The sequence below is a fragment of the Ruegeria sp. BHSB056 genome, from assembly GCF_059613305.1.
The window spans coordinates 1-22208 of sequence record NZ_JBXWSG010000065.1 but is presented as its reverse complement, the minus strand read 5'-3'; the positions used below and the strand labels follow the sequence as shown (position 1 = coordinate 22208).

Genomic DNA, 22208 nt, shown 5'->3' with positions numbered 1-22208 from the left:
CATCCCGCGTCAGATCGACTTTGCCCGCATGCGTCAGATCGCCGACATGGTCGGCGCCTATCTGCACGTGGACATGGCGCATTTCGCCGGTCTGGTTGCGGCGGGCGAGCACCCCAGCCCGTTCCCCTACGCGCATGTGGCGACCACCACCACACACAAGACCCTGCGCGGCCCACGTGGGGGCATGATCCTGACCAATGATGAAGATATCGCTAAGAAAGTGAATTCGGCGATCTTCCCCGGCATTCAGGGCGGCCCGCTGATGCATGTGATCGCGGCCAAGGCGGTGGCCTTTGGCGAGGCGCTGCGCCCCGAGTTCAAAAGCTATATCCAGCAGGTTGTGATCAATGCGCAGGCGCTCAGCGATCAGCTGATCAACGGCGGGCTCGACACGGTGACCCACGGCACAGACACCCATGTGGTGCTGGTCGACCTGCGCCCCAAGGGCGTCAAGGGCAACGCCACCGAAAAGGCCCTGGGCCGGGCGCATATCACCTGCAACAAGAACGGCGTGCCATTTGACCCGGAAAAGCCGACCATCACGTCGGGCATCCGCCTGGGCAGCCCCGCCGGCACCACCCGCGGCTTTGGCGAGGCCGAATTCCGCCAGATCGCCGACTGGATCATCGAAGTGGTCGACGGCCTGGCTGCCAACGGCGAAGACGGCAACGCCGAAGTCGAAGCCCGCGTCCGCGCCCAGGTCGCTGACCTCTGCAACCGCTTCCCCATATACCCAAACCTGTAAGCCGAAAGGTCCCAACCATGAGCTTTCATCCAATTGAACAAGCCCCCGCCCGCCTGAACCGCAGTGAGCTTGCCGTGCCCGGCAGCCAGCCCGGAATGTTTGAGAAGGCCGCGAAATCGGACGTGGATGTCATCTTCCTCGATCTGGAAGACGCCGTCGCGCCCGATGAAAAGGAACAGGCGCGTAGGAACATCATTCAGGCACTGAACGATATCGACTGGGGCAACAAGACCATGTCGGTGCGGATCAATGGTCTGGACACCCATTACATGTATCGGGACGTCGTGGATGTTGTCGAACAGGCGGGCCAGCGTCTGGACCTGATCATGATCCCCAAGGTCGGGACAGCTGCAGATGTGTACGCGGTCGACATGCTGGTGACCCAGATCGAAGACGCCAAGGGATACAAGAAACGGATCGGGTTCGAACACATCATCGAAACCGCGCTTGGTATGCAGAATGTCAGCGCGATCGCGGCGGCATCAAAGCGCAATGAAAGCCTTCATTTTGGTGTCGCGGATTATGCCGCCTCGACCCGGGCGCGAACCACAATCATCGGGGGCGTGAACCCGGACTATTCGGTTCTGACCGACCCGGATGCCGACGGAGGCCGCCTGACCCACTGGGGCGACATGTGGCACTACGCCCTTGCCCGCATGGTGGTTGCGGCGCGGGCCAACGGGCTGCGTCCGATTGATGGGCCGTTCGGAGATTTTCAGGACCCCGACGGCTATAAGGCCGCGGCCAAACGCGCCGCTGTTTTGGGGTGCGAGGGGAAATGGGCCATCCACCCCAGCCAGATTGCGCTGGCCAACGAGGTGATGTCACCCTCGGATGCCGAAGTCACCAAGGCACGGCGCATTCTGGTCGCCATGGCCGAGGCCGAGGCGGATGGAATGGGCGCCGTTTCACTGGATGGTCGTCTGATCGACTATGCCTCGATCCGTCAGGCCGAAGTTCTGGTCGAAAAGGCAAGCCAGATCGCCGCAGCCTGATCGCCCGCACCAAACCTGAGCTGCGTGGGCGCATTGTCCACGCATATTCTCCGGCGCTTTGAGGGCCGACCACGGCGCTAACGTAAATCGCTACGACAGAAGCGCGGTTTGTTTCCGAGTTCGACACCTGAATCCGGCTTCCCGCCAGCCCGGGCTCATCGCCCCGACAGGTTTCCGTTTCGAAATGCGGTCGGCGTCTGACCGAACTCGGCCTTGAACGCACGGGTCATGGCGCTGGCATTTTCGTATCCACAGCGCCCCGCGATCTCGGCGATGGATTGTTCCGTATCCTCGGCCAGATTGCGTGCGCGGTTCAGGCGCAGACGCCGGTACAGCGCTTGCGGAGTTGTTTTCAGTTCCGCCTGAACACGCGTTTCAAGCCGTTTTTGCGAACACCCGATTTTCCGGGCCACACTTCGGACTGACAGCGGTGCTTCAAGATGCGCCTGCATGACGGTCAGCGCGCGATTGACCAGCGTGTCCTCGGATTTCAGAGGCAGGTCATAATGGCCGCGCCCGTTCCGGCTCATGAACAAGTGCTCGACCTCCATCGCCAGCAGCGGGCCGTGATCCCGGCGGATCAGGGTCAAGGCCAAATCAAAGGCGGCCATGGCCCCGGAACAGGTCAGCCGGTTGCCATCGATGACAAACCGTTCCTGCACGGCCTCCACCGCCGGAAACCTTTCCTCGAACCGCGAAAACTCGTCCCAATGAATGGTTGCCCTGTGGTCATCCAGCAATCCCGCGCTGGCCAGCAGCCAGCTTCCCGTGTCCAGCCCGGCCAGGTGCTTGTGTTTCTTGGCCGCTGCCAGCACGGCACGCATGGTCGACCGCGTATCCAGCTTCAGGTATCCATATGACGGCATGACAACAAGAAAATCCCCCTGTTGATCGCCGATGGCCCCGTTCGGGGTGACGACAAGGCCGCTTGAGCTTTGAACAGGGTTGCCGTCAAACGAACAGAAGCGCCATGCATATAATGCCTGCCGTGACAGGGTGTTCGCCGCCCGCAACGGTTCGACCATGTTCGCAAGGCAATGGTTCGAGAACCCGTCGAACAGAAGGACATTGTATTGCTGCGATAATATTTTCGAACTCGGCATGAAAATGATCTATCTCTGCATGCCGCGACCATGAGCGATGGCGTTTGGTTGGTCAACCACCGATCCAGGGAACACGCGCCATGCAGTTTGGTCTGACAGAAGAACAGGACATGATCGTCTCGACGGTCCGCAGCTTTGTAGAAAAAGAAATCTACCCGCATGAAGACGCGGTCGAACGCAGTGGAACGGTCCCGCCGGAGCTTGGCAACGAGATCAAGCAGAAATGTATCGATCTGGGGTTCTATGCCTGCAACTTCCCCGAAGAAGTGGGCGGCGCGGGCCTGTCGCATCTGGATTTTACACTGGTCGAGCGTGAACTGGGCCGTGGGTCGATGGCGCTGACGCATTTCTTTGGCCGCCCGCAAAACATCCTCATGGCCTGCAACGACGAACAGCGCGAACGCTATCTGCTGCCTGCTGTGCGCGGGGAAAAGATGGACGCGCTGGCGATGACCGAACCGGATGCCGGATCGGACGTGCGCGGCATGAAATGTCAGGCGGTGCGCGACGGTGGCGACTGGGTCGTCAACGGATCAAAACACTTCATCTCGGGCGCGGAACACGCGGATTTCTTCATTGTCTTCGTTGCCACCGGCGTGGATGAGACCCCTAAAGGCCCCAAAAAACGCATCACCACCTTCCTGGTGGATCGCGGCACACCGGGCTTTGAAGTGCGCGACGGCTACAGATCCGTCAGCCACAGGGGCTATAAAAACTGTATCCTGTATTTCGACAATTGCCGCCTGTCCGATGCGCAGGTTCTGGGCGAGGTCGATGGCGGTTTTGCAGTGATGAACGAATGGCTCTACGCGACCCGGCTGACGGTTGCGGCCTTCTCGGTCGGGCGCGCGCGGCGCTGCTTTGACTATGCGCTGAACTACGCCGCCGAGCGCAAGCAATTCGGCCAGCCCATCGGCAAGTTTCAGGGTGTCGGCTTTCAGATTGCCGACATGATCACCGAGATTGACGCCGCCGACTGGCTGACCCTTGCCGCCGCTTGGCGTCTGGATCAGAACCTGCCCGCAAACCGCGAGATCGCCTCGGCCAAGCTCTATGCCTCCGAGGCATTGGCGCGGGTCACCGACACGACGCTGCAAATCTTCGGCGGCATGGGCCTGATGGATGATTTCCCGATCGAACGGTTTTGGCGCGACGCCCGGGTCGAACGGATCTGGGACGGCACCAGCGAGATTCAGCGCCACATCATCAGCCGCGATCTTCTGCGTCCGCTGGGCGCCTGACCATGACCAAAGACCTGACCCGGCTGCTGCGCCCGAAAAGCATCGCTGTCATTGGCGGCGGTGCATGGTGCCAACAGGTTATCCTGCAATCCGAACGCATGGGATATGCCGGTCAGATCTGGCCGGTCCACCCTAAAGCTTCGGACATTGCGGGCCACAAGGTTTATGGCCATATCGAAGACCTGCCCAATGCACCTGACGCGGTTTTCATCGGCATCAACCGCCACGCCACGATTGAAGCGGTTCAAGTCCTGTCCAGCATGGGTGCGGGTGGCGCTGTCTGCTTCGCCTCGGGCTTTTCCGAGGCCGTGGCCGAGGACGACACCGGTGGGGATTTGCAGGATCAACTGATCGCCGCGGCCGGTGACATGCCCATTCTGGGCCCGAACTGCTATGGCTTCATCAACGCGCTGGACGGGGCATTGTTGTGGCCGGATCAGCACGGGGTTGTGCCCGTCGACAAGGGCGTGGCGATCCTGACGCAAAGCTCGAACATCTCGATCAACCTGACCATGCAGAAGCGCGGGCTGCCGATTGCCTATATGGTGACCTGCGGGAACATGGCTCAGACCAGTCAGGCGCAGATCGCCTCGGCTCTGATCGATGACCCGCGCGTGACCGCAGTGGGCCTGCATGTCGAAGGCTTCAAGAACATCCGCGAGTGGGAAGCGCTGGCCGCCAAGGCCCACGCAAAAGGCGTCCCGCTGGTTGCCCTCAAGGTCGGCGCATCGGAACAGGCGCAAGCGGCAACAGTTTCCCATACCGCGTCGCTGGCGGGTAGCGATGCCGGGGCGCAGGCGTTGCTTGACCGGCTTGGCATTCCGCGCGTTTCGGCACTGCCTGACTTCCTTGAAACACTCAAACTGCTGCACTGCTACGGACCGCTGCCGGGGGGCAACATCGCCTCGATCAGCTGTTCGGGGGGCGAGGCGAGCCTTATTGCCGATATGGCTGTCGGCACGGGGCTGCAATTTACACGACTGAGCGGTGAAAAGCTGACCCGCCTGCGCGGCGCGCTCGGGCCCATGGTCGCACTGAACAACCCGCTGGATTATCACACCTATATCTGGCGTGACGAGCTGGCGATGACGCGAGCCTGGTCGGGCATGACGGGTGACGATATCGACATGACATTCTCGATCGTCGACTACCCGACCACCGACTCTACCGATTGGGCCTGCGCAACGCAGGCAGCGCTGAACGTACGGGCAGAAACCGGCGCCCGGTTTGCGATTGTCGCCACCTTGCCGGAACTTTTGCCGGAAGACATCGCACAACAGCTGATGGCCGGGGGTGTTGTCCCCTTCATGGGCCTGCGCGAGGCGCTGTCTGCGACCCGCGCCGCAGGGCAGTTCAAGGCCCCATCCGCTGCGCCCGTATTGCAACCGGGTACAATGGAACCAACCCAAACCCTGACCGAAGGCGCCTCGAAGGCGGCGCTGGCGGAATGCGGCCTGCGCATCCCGCAAAACCGGACGGTGCGGGGCGCGGAAGCTGCCCGTGCCGCAGCGGACCAGATGGAAGGCCCCTTTGCCGTCAAAGGTGTCGGGCTTGCGCATAAATCCGAACACAGCGCCGTTCGGCTGGGCATCCGGGCCCAGGACGTCGCGGCTGTCGCGGCAGATATCGGCACCGAAGACATCCTGATCGAGGAGATGGTCACCGGACCCGTTGCCGAGCTTCTGATTGGCGTGGTGCGTGACCCTGCGCATGGGTTTGTTCTGACCCTTGGGGCAGGGGGCGTGCTGACCGAACTGCGGCGCGACACGGTATCCTTGCTGGTGCCCAGCTCGCCCGAAGACATCCGCTCCGCCCTCGGTCAATTGAAGATAGCCCCTCTGCTGGCGGGCTATCGCGGCCAACCGGCGGCTGATATGGATGCGATTGTTGCCGCGGTCGAGGCCGTTCAGACCTATGTCATGCAAAATGCCGACACGCTTGGCGAGGTCGAGATTAACCCGCTCCTGTGCACGCCGGACAAGGCCGTTGCCGTGGACGCCCTGATAAGAAAGGCCTGAGACATGGACCCGATCAAAACCCGCCGCGATGGTTCGATCCTTGAGGTTACGCTGGACCGCCCCAAGGCAAACGCGATCGATCTGATCACCAGCCGCAGAATGGGCGAGGTCTTTGCTGAATTCCGCGACGACCCGGACCTGCGCGTGGCCATCCTGACCGGCGCTGGCGAAAAATTCTTTTGCCCCGGCTGGGATCTGAAAGCTGCCGCCGACGGCGACGCGGTGGACGGAGATTACGGCGTCGGCGGGTTCGGAGGCCTGCAAGAGCTGCGCGACCTGAACAAGCCCGTGATTGCGGCCGTCAACGGTATCGCCTGCGGCGGCGGGCTAGAGCTGGCCTTGTCAGCAGATATGATCCTTGCAGCTGACCACGCCACTTTTGCCTTGCCGGAAATCCGCTCGGGCACCGTTGCGGATGCCGCCAGTGTCAAACTGCCCAAGCGCATCCCCTATCACATCGCGATGGAGCTGCTGCTAACAGGCCGCTGGTTTGATGCCGAAGAAGCCAACCGCTGGGGTCTGGTGAACGAGATCGTCGCCGCTGATCAGCTGATGGACCGCGCGTGGGACCTCGCCCGACTGCTGGCGTCAGGGCCGCCTCTGGTCTATGCGGCCATCAAGGAGATCGTGCGCGATGCCGAAGACGCCAAGTTTCAGGACGCCATGAACCGCATCACCAAACGGCAACTGCGCAGCGTGGATGTCCTCTATTCCAGCGAGGACCAGCTTGAAGGCGCGCGTGCATTTGCCGAAAAACGTGATCCGGTCTGGAAAGGCAAATAATAACGCGGTGTGTTTGTCGCGCGGATCCGGCAAATTTCCCATTTACTGATCCGCGCCACAGGTGCACAGTTAGGCATGCCTTATTTCGAACGAAAACCATACGTTAGCACGCCACTTCCGGTCAGCCCGATCGCGCCGCAGCCGGATGCGCAACCGATCTCGGACATTGCCCGCCGCGTGCTTGGGGCTGAACGGGGCGCGCAACAGCCGCTTGAAGGGCCATTTGCGTGCCGCAAAACCTGCCACCCCGGCGGCACCGCAACCATATTGCTGTCCTTTGATGCGCCAAGTGGTGGCGGGCCTGTCGCACTACAGTTCGAACCGGGCGACCTGATCAACCGGAACGGCGACACTCTTCCGGCAAACCGGGTCAATGTTGTCCCCCCGCAAATCCAGCTAAACCCCGGTGAGTCAACAGATGTTGCCGTCATTGTAACCGTGCCGGACCTCGCCGATCCCGGCGAATATCACGGTCGGATTGCCTGCACGGGCACAGTGCAAACCTCGATCGTCGTGATGTATGAGGTGGCGGGCGCTCAAACCTGACGGGTTACGAGATAGTCCATGAAATGGCCCAGAAACGCGCGCGGCACTTCTTCTGTGGCTGCAAAAACCTGCGCAAACTCCTGACGGGCCGAGGCCAGCAAGTCATTGGCCGCGTCCTGAGCGTATCGGATGCAGCCATAGTGATCCATGCGATCCAGAACCCAGCTGACATCCTGCGTCGAGCGGTTGTCACGCGGGTTTGACAGCATCTCCGACAGGCGCGCTTTTTCGGGCTCATCCGCCTGCAAGCTAAGCCGCCCCAGCATCAGCGTGCGTTTGCCTTCGTAAATGTCCCCGCCGATCTCTTTGCCATATTTGTCCTGCGAGCCCACGAGGTTCAGAACATCATCCTGTATCTGAAACGCGGCCCCCAGAAAAAACCCAAACGCGTTGAAATCGTCCAGATTAAGCGCGCCTGACGCCACATCATGTGGCCGGGCAATCAGCGCCCCGATGCGCATGGGGTGAATGAAACTGTACCAGCAGGTCTTCTTCAGACACATCGTCAGATAATCCGATGCATCCACGTTCAGCCGGTTGTCCCGTATCCAGCCAAGCTCCAGCGCCTGACCTTCAATGGACTGCTGCAACAGATGATCGAACTCGTCCACCACGCGTATACCCGTGTCAGGGCCCAGCGGCCCAAGGTTCTGGCGCAACAGGCGCAGGGCCAGCGATTGCATCCCGTCGCCGGTATTGATCGCCAGAGGAACCCCAAGCCGCTTGTGCATACATTCGCGCCCGCGCCTGAAATCGCTTTGATCCTCGATATCGTCATGGATCAGAAATGCGTTGTGCAGCAGTTCAAGAACGGCGGCAGACACCCGTGCGTTTTCGCTGTCACCGCCGAAAGCCTCGCAGGTGGCCAGCAACAGCGCGGGCCGCAACCCCTTGCCCGAGGTTTCGATGTAATCCCGCATCGGCCCGTACAAATAGGCCTGCGGCTCGCCCGTCGGCAACAGCTGCAAAAGCGTCTCTCGGGCGCGATCCCCGTATGAGGTCAGCGTTTTCAGAAAATCCTGCTGTGCCGCAGGATCCAGATGTGCTGTGCCAGTGGCCACAGGGTCATCCCTTCTGGGTGATGATCACACGGGTTTTGGTCTCGTTCCTGCCCGTTTCGGCAAGGTTGGGTCCGGTTGCGGAAGAAGGTGAATCCGTCAGCGGCAAGGCTTTGGACAACACCCCCGTCTGGCCGCTGTCCCGTCCCAGATCAAAGGCAACATCCTCTGCAATCTCCTCTCCCGGGATCGGAAGATCAGCGGTCGGCTCGTAGGCCGCCATCAGGTCAAACAGCTCTTTCGGAGGGCAGATCATGCGCAACGCGTCCGCAATCGCAGGGTCTTCGGTAATCCCGCCGGGTTTTGAATACTCAGCCGCTGGTTCCCCAATGACGGCAAGCGGCCCTTCACCGCCACGCTCAACACCCACGGAATCCTGTCCCATCCTCAGCGCGGCTTCGACTGCAACCGCAAACCGGTTGTCCCAGGGCAGGCCGGCCTGATAGCGGGCAAAATCATAGGCGCGCAGCGGTTTCAGGATATCCGGCTCGTGCAGGTCCCAGATCTGGCAGGGCTCAGCTTTTGATCCGCCGCGTTGCAGGATGGCATTGACCGCCCGGCGCGCCGCTTCGTTCGCCCCTTCCATGGTGGCAAGATCGGTGTAGGTGCGCACATAATCTGATGCCAGCATGAAGTTCGGGATCAACGTGGCCGCCTCAGGGCGCAACCGCCAGCTGTTGATGCGATTGACCAAAAGCGGCTCCACATTGGTTTGGCGCTTGGGGTCGTTGGGATCCTGCACAATATCCGGATCAAGGAACCAGTAATGCATGTCCTCGTCGCGCAGGACGGTCTGGCCATCCACGTTGACGCTCCGCTTGAGTTGTTCCCAAACCTCGTGCGCAATCTCCTCACGGCTGCAATCACGCGCGGTTTTTCCGTTCAGCCCCGGCTTGTCCCATTCCGAGATATCTATTGAAAGCAAACCCTTGGTCTTGCCTTCTGCCCAGTTTTCAAAGTTGATGGCCGACCAGAACTGTTTTTGTGAAACCGCTGTCAGGGCCCATGGGCTGTCAATGAAAATGACATGGCCGTGCGTCAGTTCAACATCCTTTGTCAGATAGAACTGAATTCCGTTCATCCATTGCACGTCTTCGGCCAGCAGCGGCAGCTTGGCCAGAGACGGGTCAAGTGCCGTCATCGCAGGGGTGATCAACGGCGCGATCCGTTCGATCGGCATCGCACTGATGAACCAATCCCCGGTGACCTGCTTTTCTTCGCCATCCTGTTCAATCGTCGCGCTGACGATGCGGCCACCCTGGCAGTCGATGCCCGTGACCTTTGAGTTGAAGTTGTACACGACCCCCTTGCTTTTGAGGTAATCCAGCCATGGCTGTATCCAGACAAGGTTGGTGGGGCCGTTCAACAGCCGGTTGCCATGCGGCTCGGGCGTCGCGATACCCAGCTGAAGCTGAACCGCAATGTCGCCCACGGTCTTTGTACTGGCAGTTGTCGCCTTCGCGGCCACCAGCGAACGGGTCAGGCCAATGGCCAGAAACTTCTGATACGCTTCCGAGCGTTGTTCGGCACCGATGAAATCCCACCACCCGATGCGCTCATATTCATCGAACCGGCGCTCCTTGCAGGATGTCGCGATGCGCCACATGCAGGCGATGAAATGTTCGACATCCTCATAGGCGATCTGGTCCCGGGGCGAGAGCGTGAATGCAACCGTCTTGAGCGCGTCGGCCACGTCTTTCAGCGTGCGGGGGAACCGTTCGGGAACGATGATGCCTGGGTCGTCAAACTGGCTGACCAGAACCTGAGTGGTGGACACCAGATTATCATAACAGGTGCCTTTGCCGTAATAGGGCGTGCGCGCCATCGTATCGGTGATGTGGCGGTAGAAATTCGGAAAGAACCGGAACCCGTGCTCGCCGGGCAACCAGGGGCGTTTCACGCCTGGGGGATAACTGGCACCGTCCATCTCGGCCCATTGTTCAAGCGCCTTGATGTGTTTCGCCTTGGACCCGTGATCGCCTTCGCCCTTCATCACGGGGATGCTGCGTGCCTTACCGCCGGGGATCAGCTGGCGCTCGTGAATCTCGACCTCGTACCCGCGCTCGATCAGCTCATGCGCGGCGCTCATTCCGGCCACGCCACCGCCCAATATGACAACCTTTTCAGCCATCGGATGTTCCTTTCGCGGCATAGACGTCAAAGCGCAGGGTGATATCGGACAGGCTGGCTTCGCCGATGCCGAACCCCTGCAACCTGTTCATCCAGGCATAATTCGGGTTTGACGTCAGGTATCGCGGCGCAAGCCGGACCGGGGCTGAGGCGGGCAGAGTGCCCTTCGCCAGCCCGGCAAACCCATCCGGGCCAAAGTCACACACGCCGGTATCTTCAAACAGGATCGGCGCACCCCCTTCAACGGGTTGAATAAGCGCTCGGGCGTGCAAAAGCCCAACTCCGTCGGATCGCACGCGCATCCAGTCGCCCCCCAGCGGATCGATCGTCCCCTTCAGATGAGGCCCTTCAACCGTTCCGCCCTCTTTGATCCCGAAATGCAGCCAGATGCCGTCCGGTGTTTCCCCCGACGGATAGAACTCGTCGGTGAACGGCACCACAAACCTGCCAACGTGTTCAAGCGCGGGCATTTGCGTGACAGGCTTTGCCGGGCTTGGCGGCGCAGGCTCGGGGGCCTTTCCGGGGCCGGGATCATATTCGCGACCACCGGTCGTCAGCACCGGTCGCCAGGTCAATGTCTTTTCCTGGGTCACAGATGGCAGCATGGCTGCAAACTGCTGAAACCCCGTCATCGGGTCGCATTGCAAGGGCCAGCCGCGAATGGCGCGTTCGGGGCCGCCATCTTCGGAACAGATCACGCGGACCACGTCATGCGAAGACACAGCGGGTCCGGCTTCGATCAGCACCCGATTAAGCCCATTTTCGTTGATCAGCTCCGACCAACGCAATGTCACGCCCCGGTCTGTAAACTCCCCCATGACCAGATCTCCGGTCAGCACGTAATGGTGCAGATCGCCTGTGCTTCCTTGATCCTCAGGTGGAACTTCTGCTGCACGCGGAAGATGTGCTCACCGTCAGACGAGGTTTGCAGATACTTCACCGCGATATCCGAAGGCACGACAATCTCGACCGGCGCACCTTGCAGCGATACAAGTGCTGCCTTGTTTGCGGGCAGGGTGCCCGATCGCAGCAGCGGGCCGTCAAGGAACGGAAGAATACTGTCACGCGGCAGCACCATCGAGTTTTCGATCGGCGTGGTCACGGCCTGAAACAGCCCATTGCCCATCACGCAGGCAAAAGGCCCAAGGTATCCATGCGCTTCCAGCTTGTTGATGCCCGCGACCACGGCCTCGAAAACCTCGGGGCCGGAACAGGGTTTTTTCTTCCCGTTGATCGATATGGATTGACCTTCGCCAGCCTCCAGCAGCCCCGGGTATTTGCCGCCACCGCTGACGGTATAGATCGGCGGTAGATCCGCAGGTGCGCCACCGGCATGTTTGGGCGCTTCGCTGCTGCCTGGCTGGCCGTTGAAAACGATGTCATCCTCGACCTTGGCCACGACGGCGGCGGCCCGGCGGAACATGATCATGGCCGCGGCCAGTTCCGGATCAGCCACCTGCGCGCCTTTCAGGTAGACGTTGACGGAAACCGTCGTCAGCCGCAGGGTGTCATAATCATTCACTTCCAGACGCTTGGCCGCGCCTGATGCGTTGTCGACCAGACCCAGCTTGTTCAGGGGAATAGATTGCGTGTCCGCCGGCAGCGGCCCATAAAGCGGCAGAAAACTCGCAGCCACCCGCGCACGCAGCGCTTCATCATGGACGGCCTTGTTAACGGCATTCCACTGTTCGGTGTTCCAATCCAATGCGTCGGTCATTGTAAATCCCTCTTGGTGATGCTGCCCTGTTTGGCCGGGCAGTCCGTCTCGTTCATTCGGCTTTCGTCAAACTGTCCAGAAGTGCCTCGGCGCGTTGTTCCTGAACAACGGCACCACATTCGCGGGCAAGCGCCAATGCCAGTTCACCCTCGGCAATCGCGCTATCCCGATCACCCTTGGCAGCAAAGGCTTTGGCCCGCACGCGGTGATATTCCGGTTTGTTCAGCGTTTCTCCTCGTTCCCAACCGGGGGTACACACGGTTTCAAGCCGGTCCAGGGCCTGATCAATATCCCCGTGATCGATCATCAACTCAGACAGAACAATCTGATTCTGCGGAAAAGTAAAGTTTCCACCAGACTTTGAGATCAGGTTCATGCAGGCCTCGATATGGGCCGGGACGCCCTCGATGTCACCTTTTCCCGCCTGCGCAAGACCCATGTAGATATCCTGCATGGCGTGAAGATACAGGAACCCTTCCTCATCGGCGATCTTGCGCGCTTCTTTCATAGTGACGTCCAGCCGGTCCCATTCGCCCGCGTAGGGCAGGAACATGCTGCACGCGCCCATGACATAGACAAGATTGGGTGCGTGGTTCAGTGCCCGGCTGACGTCGATGGCTTTCAGACGTGCGGCCTCCGCCTCATCAAACTTGCCCTGCTGCCACAGAAGGCACCCCTGAATGGCCAGCAACGACGCCGTAGTCGAGGACTGGGTCATCGGCATCATGGCCATGTCCAGCTCAGGCGTGATCAGCGCAAAGGCACGGTCAAGCTGCTGCTCGCAATCCGCGAACTCCCCGCGGAAGTAATGCGTGAAACTCAGCGCGCGGGCTGCCAGCACATTGGCGACAGGATCGCCACTCATACCGGCCATCGCGTCCAGAGCCTGCCCCATCTCCATTGCCCGGTTCATCTGGCCTGCCACAAAGAAATTGGTCCAGCGGCAGAAGGTGGCCGCGAAAAGGGTTTCGCCATCGCCCAATGCATGGGCAAGCTCCATCGCGCGGGCGGCTGTCTCTCCGACCTGATCGGAGGACCATCCATAGATCGCCATGTAAGCCGGAAGGATATTCATCTGCACCCGAAGCTCGAACCCGTCACGCTCGGCATTGGCGGGCATCGTTCCGATATTGCGCAGTGCCGCGCGAAACGCCGAGATCGCAGGCAGGTTCGCCAATCGCGTCAGGGCTTGTTCGCCTGCCGTAAACCAGTTGGACACCGCCTCATCCTTCAACCCGCCGTGGTCGCAGTGATGCGCCACGGTATCGGGAGCGGGGTTTCCGAATGCGTTATGTCCGGCCAGCAAGGCCCGTGCGATTTTAAGATGAACCTTTTGCCGGTCTTCGCGCAGCAGCGAGTTATAGGCCGTATCCTGAACCAGCGCGTGGTTGAACGTGTAGGTGGCCGTTCCGGCTTCGCCCGTGATCAGCACAACGCCAGCCGCCATCAGCTGCATCAGCGCGCTTTCCACATCCATGTCTTCCTGCGCCACCGCCTGGACCATCGCCGAGGTGAAACTGCGCCCGATAACAGACCCAAGCTGCGCGATAGGCTTGGCGTTTTCCATCCGGTCAAGACGCGACATCAACGAATCCTGAAGGGTTGCGGGTATACTCAGGGCATCCAGAACCTCGGCGTTGATCGGCGCATCTTGCGGCAGCTGGTCCAGAACCGCCTTTGTCATCTCTTCGATGTAAAGCGGCACGCCATCGGCCTTCTCGACAATCTGCCTGATCAGGATGACCGGCAAACTGTATGGCTCGGCCACGCGTCGGACCAGTTCCGAGGCTTCACTGCTGGCCAGAGGTGTCAGATCGATGCGCGCCGCGCGGCCCTCGTAATGCTCTGGCGGCTCGTATTCAGGGCGATGCGACAAGACCACCAGTATCGGGAACCCGTCCAGACCTGATGCCAGCGCCTCCAGCACGTCCAGCGTGGTTGCGTCAGCCCAGTGCACGTCTTCCACCACCAGCAGCAAGGTGCCGCGCCTGTCACACAGGCTGCCAAGGCTGCGCAACAACACGTCCAGCGATTTGCGGGCCTTCTTCAGGGGGTCTGGATCCGGCTCTGCGCCCGTTTCGACCCCGGCCATATCCAGAAGAACAGGCAAATCCGCGTCGCTCAGACGAGAGGCGGCCTGAACAAAATCGGAAATCGCGGCCCTGATGCTGTCATCGGATTTGTCGCCTGAAACCCGCCTCAACTCACCCACGATCGGGTGAAGCGGAAGGCTGGCCAGATGCGGAATGCACTGCAACGTAAAGGGTTTGACGCCAATTGTTTCGGACAGCGATTTGATCAGCCGCGACTTGCCAATGCCTGCGGCGCCGCCGATAAACGCGAACCTGCCGGAGCCCGCCTGTGCATCTTTCCAAAGCTGGGTCAGGACCGAAAGATCGTCGCCCCGGGCGACAAGATCAACGGCTGACTGTCCGACACGCGCATCGAACCGGCTGGTCGCGACGCTTTCGGAAATGGCGCGATAGACGGTGCGCTGATTGTCAAACCCTTTCAGGTTCTGGCTGCCACGGGGCTCGAATTCGAATGCGCCTTGTGTCAATCGCCACGTCTCTGCGGAAACGATCACCTCACCCGGCTCGGCCAGACCTTGCAGGCGGGATGCAAGGTTCGCGGTTTCACCGACCAGAAAGTCCTGCGACCCAAGACTTGTCGACGAAACCACCCCTACAACAACCATACCGGTGGCAATTCCCGCGCGCAGATCCAGTTTTTCGCCAAACCTGTTTTCAAGGTTTTGTACGGCTTCGATGGTCTCCAGCACGGCGCGAACGGCGCGTTCGGCATCGTCCTCCATGGCTTTGGGATATCCGAAATAGACCATGATCCCGTCGCCCTGCCTGTAGGCCAGATGACAGCCATGCTGTTTCAGGGTGCCGATCGCCGTATCCAGATACAGATTCATGATCTGCATCAGGTCTTCCGGGTCATACCGCTGGGCCAGTTGCGTCGACCCCACGAGATCGCAGAAAACCAGCGTAAGCTGCCGCCGTTCGGCTTCGGACCTAAGCTCCTGCCGGGTCGATGCTTCCTCAGATTTCAGACGGGCCTGCGCCTTGCGAAACCGTTTCCGTTCGCCAACCGTCAACCCCAAATCACGCAGTTCGGGATCTGTCAGCTCGTCCAGAATATCATCATCCACACCTTCCTGCCGAAACAGGGTGGCATGGTTTTCCAGATCAGCCAGTTCAAGAACTTTTGAGATACGCGGCGATGCCTCAAGGACCCCCGTCATCGTTCTGCGCCCCCGCCCATTTTCCTTCCCCCCTTATTCCCCTCAAAACATATTGTATTTGTATAAGCAAAAATAGAGAGGAATTTACGTTCTATCCACATGACGCAGGGATACCATTATTAACTTGTTATCTGCTGTGACAGATGTCGTTTCGAATTTCCACTCCACTTTAAATTTTTCTTGTCAAATCATTGGCTTTCGGTTTCATATTGATTTTTCACGCGCAAATCTGGGCCGGGCCTGCTGCCTTGCCGCACGGAATGGGAATGGGTGTTTCTCCCTAGGCTCTAGGGCCTGGTGCGCTTTCATCGAAGTTGTGGAAATGCGAAAATCAGACCCTGCCGATTTTTGACACTGCCGCGCGCCTTAAGCGGTTCCCTCGCGTCAATAGACGCGTCGCGCGCGGCACAAGCATCTGCTTTGGCGCGGGAAACGTGACCCGGCAGGATACCGGCTCCACCAAACGGGCAGAACCGGTTTCTTCTTCAGACGGTTGCGCCTTTCAGGCGGATGGCAGTGCCAAGGCTGCCCGCGCAAAGCCCGACCAGAACCGAGATACCAAGTTCCAGCGCTTCCACATGGGCAAACTGAAAGCCCGCGAAAACCAGCGTTTCCAGAATGCCGACAACGGCCCCCAGTACCGCACCCAGCCATAGCTTGCGGGTCATCATTCCAAGCGCCAGCCCAAGTATGCCGGGCAGGCCCAGGACATTGGCGCCGATTGTTCCAAGTAAGTCTAACATGTCTGCCCCCACTCTAATTCGAACTGTTGTTCAGAAACGCGCGGATGTCGCTGCCCGAGGCGGATGCATGTTCCTGAAGAACCTCGCCCTCCACGGCCTCGCTTATTTTCTGGTACTGTTCCAGATAGTTCGCGGGCAGATTATGCGCGATGCCCTGATGGCAGTCGATGCATGTCATGCCGGTGTCGATGGCGCGCTGGTGTTCCGACGCGGCGCGGGTTTCCTGAATGGTAAAGTCCATGTAGTCAAAGTTGTGACAGTTGCGGCATTCACGGCTGTCCGATTCCTTCATCTTCTTCCAAACGGCCGAAGCCATGCTCAGGCGATGCGCCTCGTACTGCTCGGGTGTGCTGATGGTTCCAGCCAACTCATGATAGACGTCTTTGACGGCCATGATCTTGGCTTTGATCTTGTGGCTCCATTCATCCGGCACGTGGCAGTCGGAACAGATCGCGCGAACGCCGGAATGGTTGTTGTAATGGACCGTTTCGCGATACTCGCCCAGGTTGGTTTCCATTGTGTGGCACGAGGTACAGAATTCTTCGGTATTCGTCAGCTCAAGGGTCCAGTGAAATCCACCCCAGAACAGGATACCGGCCAGAAATCCGGCCAGGACAAGAAAGCCTGAACTGAACAGCACCGTCGGCGTCCAGATCGCATTCCAGAGGCGACCAAGCAAGCCGCGGTTTTCAGGAGAGTCGGCCATATCGGTGCTCCTTTCAGTCTTGCGTTGGATCAATTGCCGGCGGAGGGCTGGAACACGTTGTCGACCAGCGGCGGGGCGTCGGCCTGCGGTACGTGGCACTGGTTGCAGAAATACCGGGTTCCGGCGATCCGATCCAGTTCGCGGCCTTCACGGTCCAGGTAATGAGTCATCGACAGCGTCGGCGCGTTGCGGTCACCGGCTTTGGTCCAGTCATGGCAGGACAGGCACTGGTTGGTACGGATGTCGATCTGGTACTGTTCGACCGAATGCGGGATCACTGGCGGCTGCTGACGGTAATTGCGCTGCTGGCGCCCTTCGACATTGCGGTGGATCTGGTCCAGCGGCACCGGCTCATCCACGTCCGCACCGCGCAGGGTTTCAACCTGAGCAGATTGCGCGAGGGCCCATCCGCTCAGCAATAATACGGGTAGAAGGGCAATTCCGCCTGTAACGATTGATTTTTTCATCTTGGCACTCCCCTAGATAGGTCTGGCGGCGCGCGGCTCAGGCGCGGCAACTGGATCGGAAGGTTGGACGACGTGGTCGTCGAACCGGTGAGTAAAGGTAAAAACGTCGACCGCGCAGACATCGATGCAGCGGCCACAATTCGTGCAGTCGGGTGACAGGATCAGCGGGGTACTTCCCGGTTTGCCCTTCAGCGCGGGCGAGATCACCTGATTTTCCGGGCAGACCGCGTAACAATCCATGCAGTCATCGCAGGCGGCGCGGTTTGTGGCGCTGATCCGCAGCAGGCTTTTTGCTCCGATAAGGCCATAGAACGCGCCCACCGGGCATAGGTGTCCGCACCATCCGTGGCGCGAGACAAAAACGTCAAAGACAAAGATGGCGGCGATCAGGGCCCAGACAAAGCCCATTCCAAAGACCAGCCCGCGATGCAGCATGGTGATCGGGTTGATCAACTCCCACGCGATCATGCCGCTCAGACCCGAAACAAGCAGGACCGTTGCCAGAATCCACAGGTGCGTGCCGCGCTTGGGCTGCCAGCCTTTCGGCAGGTCTAGCTTGCGGTGCACCCAGTTGGCCGCGTCCGTCACCGGGTTTATGGGGCAGACCCAGGAACAATAGACACGGCCACCAATCAGGGCATAGACCACCAGAACGATCAGCCCACCGATCAGCGCGGTCATTTCGGGCCAGTGGCCCGCAACCATGCTCTGCAACAGGATGAACGGATCGGTCAAAGGCAGCACGCCCAGCGTCAGCGACCCGGCCAGCGTGCCCTGAACGATCCAGATGCCGAACCATGGGCCCAGCAAAAACAGAACCAGAAAGAACAGCTGGCTTGCACGGCGCAACAGCAGATAGCGATGCGCGCCGATCCAGCCCTTGCTGGCGATGGCCTCGTGACCTGTGGGCATATCTGTGCGGGCGCTCATTGTCCCACCCCCGGCAGATCATATCCCGGCGCAAAGCCGCCGGGCGTGGCCAGATTGTCAGTGCCCGGTCCGGGCAAACGGTCCGGCAGGTCGATGATCCCCTCGACCACCGGCGCGCCTTTCGCGGCCTTTTCTTCCCAACCCTTGCGGTAATGCTCTGCCGAACTGCCCCGCGCCAGCCGGGCAGGCAGCACCTTGATGGCGGCCTCGGGCAGAACGCAGCTTTTCTCGCACATGCCGCAGCCGGTGCAGCGGTCGGCGTGGACGGTCGGGATGAACATCGCGTGATGACCCGACCGCGTGTTGTGCGTGGTGTCCAGCGTGATCGCCTCGTCGATGACGGGGCAGACGCGGTAACAGACATCGCAGCGCAACCCGAGGAAGTTCAGGCAGTTCTCCTGATCGACCAGAACCGCGACCCCCATCTTCGCGTCGTCGATATTGTCCAACGCGGGATCCAGTGCCCCGGTCGGACATGCGGCGACACATGGAATGTCGTCGCACATCTCACAGGGAATATCCCGCGCGGTGAAAAAGGGTGTTCCCGTCGCCACCGCGTCCGAGCCCAACTCGGCCAGTTTCAAAGTATCATATGGGCAATCCCGCACGCATAATCCGCAGCGGATGCAGGCCGACAGAAACTCCTTTTCCGGCAGCGCGCCGGGCGGGCGCAAAGCCTCGGCCGGCAGGGCGCGGGCGTCGCGGGCCAGATAGGCCAGCACCGTCCCGGCGACCACGCAGCCGCCCGCCGCCCGCGCCGAATCCTGCAGGAACCGGCGCCGCTGCGGCGAAAGGGGTTTGTCGGCAAAAGACATGAGGATTTACCCGTACGATCCTTGTTGCCTATGCGCGCTCGACTTTGCAGGCGCATTTCTTGAAGTCAGTCTCTTTCGACAGCGGGCAGGTCGCGTCCAGCGTCAGCTTGTTGGTCAGCTGGCCTTCATCGAACCACGGCATGAACACCAGACCGCGCGGCACCTTGTTGCGCCCACGGGTCTCGACCCGGCTGGTGACCTCGCCCCGACGGGTAGACAGAACAATCTCCTGACCCCGGCGCAGGTCCCGATCCTTGGCGTCCTGCGGATGCATGTAAACCACAGCCGCCGGGTAGGCGCGGTGCAGCTCTGGCACACGGCGCGTCATCGACCCCGAATGCCAGTGTTCCAGCACACGACCGGTGCACAGCCACAGATCATATTCCGCATCCGGTTCCTCGGCCGCAGGCTCGTAAGGCGCAAAGATGATGCTCGCCTTGCCATCCTTCTTGCCATAGAACTTCACGCCCGCGCCTTCGGGCACATAAGGGTCATAGCCTTCGCGGAAACGATACAGCGTTTCCTTGCCATCCACGACCGGCCAGCGCAGGCCACGGGCTTGGTGATAGGTTTCAAACGGTGCCAGATCGTGCGCGTGGCCGCGTCCGAAATTGGCATATTCCTCGAACAGACCCTTCTGAACGTAGAACCCGAAATGCTCGGATTCGTCGTTGTCAAAGCCCTCGGCCGTTTCCGACAGCGGGAATTTGTCGACGCTGCCATTGGCAAACAGAACCTCGTACATGGTCTTGCCGCGATGTTCCGGCATGGTGGCCAGCAACTCTTCGCTCCAGACCTCTTCAACGGTGAAACGTTTCGAGAATTCCATCACCTGCCACACGTCCGACTTGGCCTCGCCCGGTGCCTTGACCTGCTGCCGCCAGAACTGGGTGCGGCGCTCGGCGTTACCATAGGCGCCTTCCTTCTCGACCCACATGGCGGTGGGCAGGATCAGGTCGGCGGACACGGCCGTGACGGTCGGGTAGGGGTCTGAAACGGTGATGAAGTTTTCGGGGTTGCGATACCCGGGATAGCCTTCTTCGTTGATATTCGGTGCGGCCTGCATGTTGTTGTTGCACTGCACCCAATAGGCGTTCAGATCACCATCCTTCAGCTTGCGGTGTTGCAGCACGGCGTGAAAGCCGGGCTTGGCCGGAATGGTACCCGCTGGCACATTCCAGGCGGTTTCGCAAATCTTGCGGTGCTCGTCATTCATGACAACCATGTCGGCAGGCAGACGGTGGGCAAAAGTGCCGACCTCACGCGCGGTTCCGCAGGCCGACGGCTGACCGGTCAGCGAGAAGGGCGAGTTTCCGGGCTCGGAAATCTTGCCCACCAGCAAGTGCACGTTATACATCAGCGAATTCACCCACGACCCGCGGGTATGCTGGTTGAACCCCATGGTCCACAGGCTCATGACCTTGCGGTTCGGGTCGGCATATTGCTGGGCCAGACGCTCCAGCTTGTCCGCCGGAACGCCGGACAGCTCCGAGGTGTATTCCAGCGTGTATGCCGATACCGCCTCGGCATATTCCTCAAAGCTGATCGGCTCCATCTTGCCGACATTGGGGTTCGCGGCCTCTTGTTGCAGCGGATGATTGTCGCGCAGGCCATAACCGATATCGGTGGCGGTCTTGGTGATGTTGACGTGGTTCTTGACGAACTCTTCGTTCACCGCGCCGTTCTGGATGATGTAATTGGCAATGTAGTTCAGGATCGCCAGATCGGTCTGCGGGTTGAACACCATGCCATTGTCGGCCAGCTCGAACGAACGGTGCTCGAAGGTCGACAGAACATGCACTTCGCATCCCGGCTTGGTCAGGCGCGTATCGGTCAGACGCGACCACAGGATCGGGTGCATCTCGGCCATGTTCGATCCCCACAGAACAAACGTATCTGCGTGCTCAAGGTCGTCATAGCAGCCCATCGGCTCGTCGATGCCGAAGGTACGGATAAAGCCGACCACGGCCGACGCCATGCAGTGACGCGCGTTGGGGTCGATGTTGTTCGACCGGAACCCGGCCTTCATCATCTTGGCCGCCGCATAACCTTCCCAGACGGTCCACTGACCGGAACCGAACATACCCACGCTGGTCGGGCCTTTCTTGGCCAGCGCCTCTTTCCACTTGGCAGCCATGACGTCAAAGGCTTCGTCCCAGCTGACCGGCTCAAACTCGCCATTCTTGTCATATTCGCCGTTGGTTTTGCGCAAAAGCGGCGTGGTCAAGCGGTCCTTGCCATACATGATCTTGGACAGGAAATAGCCCTTGATACAATTCAGACCCCGGTTGACCGGCGCATCCGGGTCGCCCTGCGTGGCGACTACGCGGCCATCCTTGGTGCCCACCAGAACCGAACAGCCCGTGCCGCAGAATCGGCAGGCGGCCTTGTCCCAGCGGATATCGGGCGCGGCGGCCTGGGCGCTGGCCGAACCAGCGGCCATTGGAATGCCGGCAGCCGAGGCCGTGGCAGCCGCTGCGGACGCTTTCAGAAATGTACGACGGGATTCAGAGATGGTCATTGCATGGGCCTCCTGCTGGACGGTTGGCTTGGAGCATCAGGACGCGGAGCAGCCTCCGCGGGATCTTCGAAATGGTGATAGGTCAGCGATAGCGAGATCACGCCGGGGATCTGGTGCAGATCCATGATGGTTTCCGAGGCCAGCCGGTCGGCTGTATCCTCGACAACCACGACGAACCGGCCATCCTCGGCCTCGGCATGAAGCTCGACGCCATCGGTGCCGGTCATCGCCGCGCGCGCGGCGTCGGTGTGATCGGGGGCGATGTGGACAAGACAGCCACAGATATTCATTGGGTCACCTCCGGGTGCAAAGGGGCGGGGCGGTGCATCGTGATGGCCCCGGCGGGGCAGGCGGCAGAACATGTGCCGCATCCGATGCAGGTTTCGGTTTCAAGCGCCGGTTCAGCCCGCCCGCCCAGTTGCAGGCGAAAGCGGATG

20 protein-coding genes are annotated in these 22208 nt (G+C 60.4%); 6 read left to right on the top strand and 14 right to left on the bottom strand.

Going from position 1 to position 22208, the window contains the following annotated elements; translation table 11 throughout:
- Together AC2FND_RS14715 and AC2FND_RS14710 are read left to right on the top strand one after the other, a co-directional pair.
- The coding region (locus AC2FND_RS14715; protein WP_496770517.1) for a serine hydroxymethyltransferase at positions 1 to 745 on the top strand (745 nt) is incomplete at its 5' end.
- Positions 746 to 762: 17 nt separating this feature from the next.
- Positions 763 to 1740, top strand: a complete 978-nt coding sequence (locus AC2FND_RS14710) for an HpcH/HpaI aldolase/citrate lyase family protein (RefSeq protein WP_209597092.1) — start codon at positions 763 to 765, stop codon at positions 1738 to 1740.
- Positions 1741 to 1895: 155 nt separating this feature from the next.
- Here the strand turns inward: AC2FND_RS14710 and AC2FND_RS14705 are convergent, their stop codons facing one another.
- Positions 1896 to 2843 carry a GlxA family transcriptional regulator gene (locus AC2FND_RS14705; RefSeq protein ID WP_496770515.1) on the bottom strand — a complete coding sequence of 316 codons (948 nt, stop codon included), beginning with the start codon at positions 2841 to 2843 and terminating at the stop codon, positions 1896 to 1898.
- Between the two features lie 80 nt (positions 2844 to 2923).
- Between AC2FND_RS14705 and AC2FND_RS14700 the strand changes: the two genes are divergently transcribed.
- From AC2FND_RS14700 to AC2FND_RS14685, 4 genes are all read left to right on the top strand, one after another.
- Positions 2924 to 4084: an acyl-CoA dehydrogenase family protein gene (locus AC2FND_RS14700; protein ID WP_209507018.1), complete on the top strand. Its 1161-nt coding sequence runs from the start codon at positions 2924 to 2926 to the stop codon at positions 4082 to 4084.
- A gap of 2 nt (positions 4085 to 4086) precedes the next feature.
- Positions 4087 to 6102, top strand: a complete 2016-nt coding sequence (locus AC2FND_RS14695; protein WP_496770513.1) for an acetate--CoA ligase family protein — start codon at positions 4087 to 4089, stop codon at positions 6100 to 6102.
- Between the two features lie 3 nt (positions 6103 to 6105).
- Positions 6106 to 6885 carry a carnitinyl-CoA dehydratase gene (locus tag AC2FND_RS14690; protein WP_209597100.1) on the top strand — a complete coding sequence of 260 codons (780 nt, stop codon included), beginning with the start codon at positions 6106 to 6108 and terminating at the stop codon, positions 6883 to 6885.
- Positions 6886 to 6960: 75 nt separating this feature from the next.
- Positions 6961 to 7431: a hypothetical protein gene (locus AC2FND_RS14685; RefSeq protein ID WP_480911571.1), complete on the top strand. Its 471-nt coding sequence runs from the start codon at positions 6961 to 6963 to the stop codon at positions 7429 to 7431.
- On the opposite strand, the gene AC2FND_RS14680 is transcribed toward AC2FND_RS14685, so the two are convergent.
- The 13 genes from AC2FND_RS14680 to AC2FND_RS14620 form a co-directional block, all read right to left on the bottom strand.
- Positions 7422 to 8492 (bottom strand): polyprenyl synthetase family protein, encoded by a 1071-nt coding sequence (locus tag AC2FND_RS14680; protein WP_496770512.1) that lies wholly within the window; start codon positions 8490 to 8492, stop codon positions 7422 to 7424. The genes AC2FND_RS14685 and AC2FND_RS14680 overlap by 10 nt on opposite strands.
- Before the next feature lie 4 nt (positions 8493 to 8496).
- Positions 8497 to 10620: a hydroxysqualene dehydroxylase gene (locus AC2FND_RS14675; protein WP_496770510.1), complete on the bottom strand. Its 2124-nt coding sequence runs from the start codon at positions 10618 to 10620 to the stop codon at positions 8497 to 8499.
- The gene (locus AC2FND_RS14670) at positions 10613 to 11437 is read right to left on the bottom strand and encodes a DUF3237 domain-containing protein (protein WP_496770508.1); all 825 of its coding nucleotides are present in this window, start codon (positions 11435 to 11437) and stop codon (positions 10613 to 10615) included. The genes AC2FND_RS14675 and AC2FND_RS14670 overlap by 8 nt, the downstream gene beginning before the upstream one ends.
- Positions 11438 to 11451: 14 nt before the next feature.
- The gene (locus AC2FND_RS14665) at positions 11452 to 12336 is read right to left on the bottom strand and encodes an encapsulin (RefSeq protein ID WP_480507872.1); all 885 of its coding nucleotides are present in this window, start codon (positions 12334 to 12336) and stop codon (positions 11452 to 11454) included.
- Positions 12337 to 12388: 52 nt separating this feature from the next.
- Complete coding sequence (locus AC2FND_RS14660) at positions 12389 to 15589, bottom strand: adenylate/guanylate cyclase domain-containing protein (RefSeq protein ID WP_496770506.1); 3201 nt, start codon at positions 15587 to 15589, stop codon at positions 12389 to 12391.
- 485 nt (positions 15590 to 16074) lie between these two features.
- Positions 16075 to 16332 (bottom strand): hypothetical protein, encoded by a 258-nt coding sequence (locus tag AC2FND_RS14655; RefSeq protein WP_209507027.1) that lies wholly within the window; start codon positions 16330 to 16332, stop codon positions 16075 to 16077.
- 13 nt (positions 16333 to 16345) lie between these two features.
- Positions 16346 to 17038 (bottom strand): NapC/NirT family cytochrome c, encoded by a 693-nt coding sequence (locus AC2FND_RS14650; protein ID WP_480900526.1) that lies wholly within the window; start codon positions 17036 to 17038, stop codon positions 16346 to 16348.
- Between the two features lie 29 nt (positions 17039 to 17067).
- Complete coding sequence (locus AC2FND_RS14645; RefSeq protein ID WP_496770504.1) at positions 17068 to 17505, bottom strand: nitrate reductase cytochrome c-type subunit; 438 nt, start codon at positions 17503 to 17505, stop codon at positions 17068 to 17070.
- A gap of 12 nt (positions 17506 to 17517) precedes the next feature.
- Complete coding sequence (napH, locus tag AC2FND_RS14640) at positions 17518 to 18435, bottom strand: quinol dehydrogenase ferredoxin subunit NapH (RefSeq protein ID WP_496770502.1); 918 nt, start codon at positions 18433 to 18435, stop codon at positions 17518 to 17520.
- Complete coding sequence (napG, locus tag AC2FND_RS14635) at positions 18432 to 19250, bottom strand: ferredoxin-type protein NapG (protein WP_267363552.1); 819 nt, start codon at positions 19248 to 19250, stop codon at positions 18432 to 18434. Before napG ends, napH begins: the two co-directional genes overlap by 4 nt.
- Before the next feature lie 28 nt (positions 19251 to 19278).
- Positions 19279 to 21771: a nitrate reductase catalytic subunit NapA gene (gene napA, locus AC2FND_RS14630; protein WP_496770500.1), complete on the bottom strand. Its 2493-nt coding sequence runs from the start codon at positions 21769 to 21771 to the stop codon at positions 19279 to 19281.
- Entirely contained in the window at positions 21768 to 22061 is a 294-nt protein-coding gene (locus AC2FND_RS14625; RefSeq protein ID WP_267363554.1) for a chaperone NapD, read from the bottom strand. Before AC2FND_RS14625 ends, napA begins: the two co-directional genes overlap by 4 nt.
- A complete protein-coding gene (locus AC2FND_RS14620) occupies positions 22058 to 22189 on the bottom strand; it encodes a 4Fe-4S binding protein (RefSeq protein WP_496770519.1) in 132 nt (43 codons plus the stop codon). The genes AC2FND_RS14625 and AC2FND_RS14620 overlap by 4 nt, the downstream gene beginning before the upstream one ends.
- Positions 22190 to 22208 lie beyond the last annotated feature (19 nt).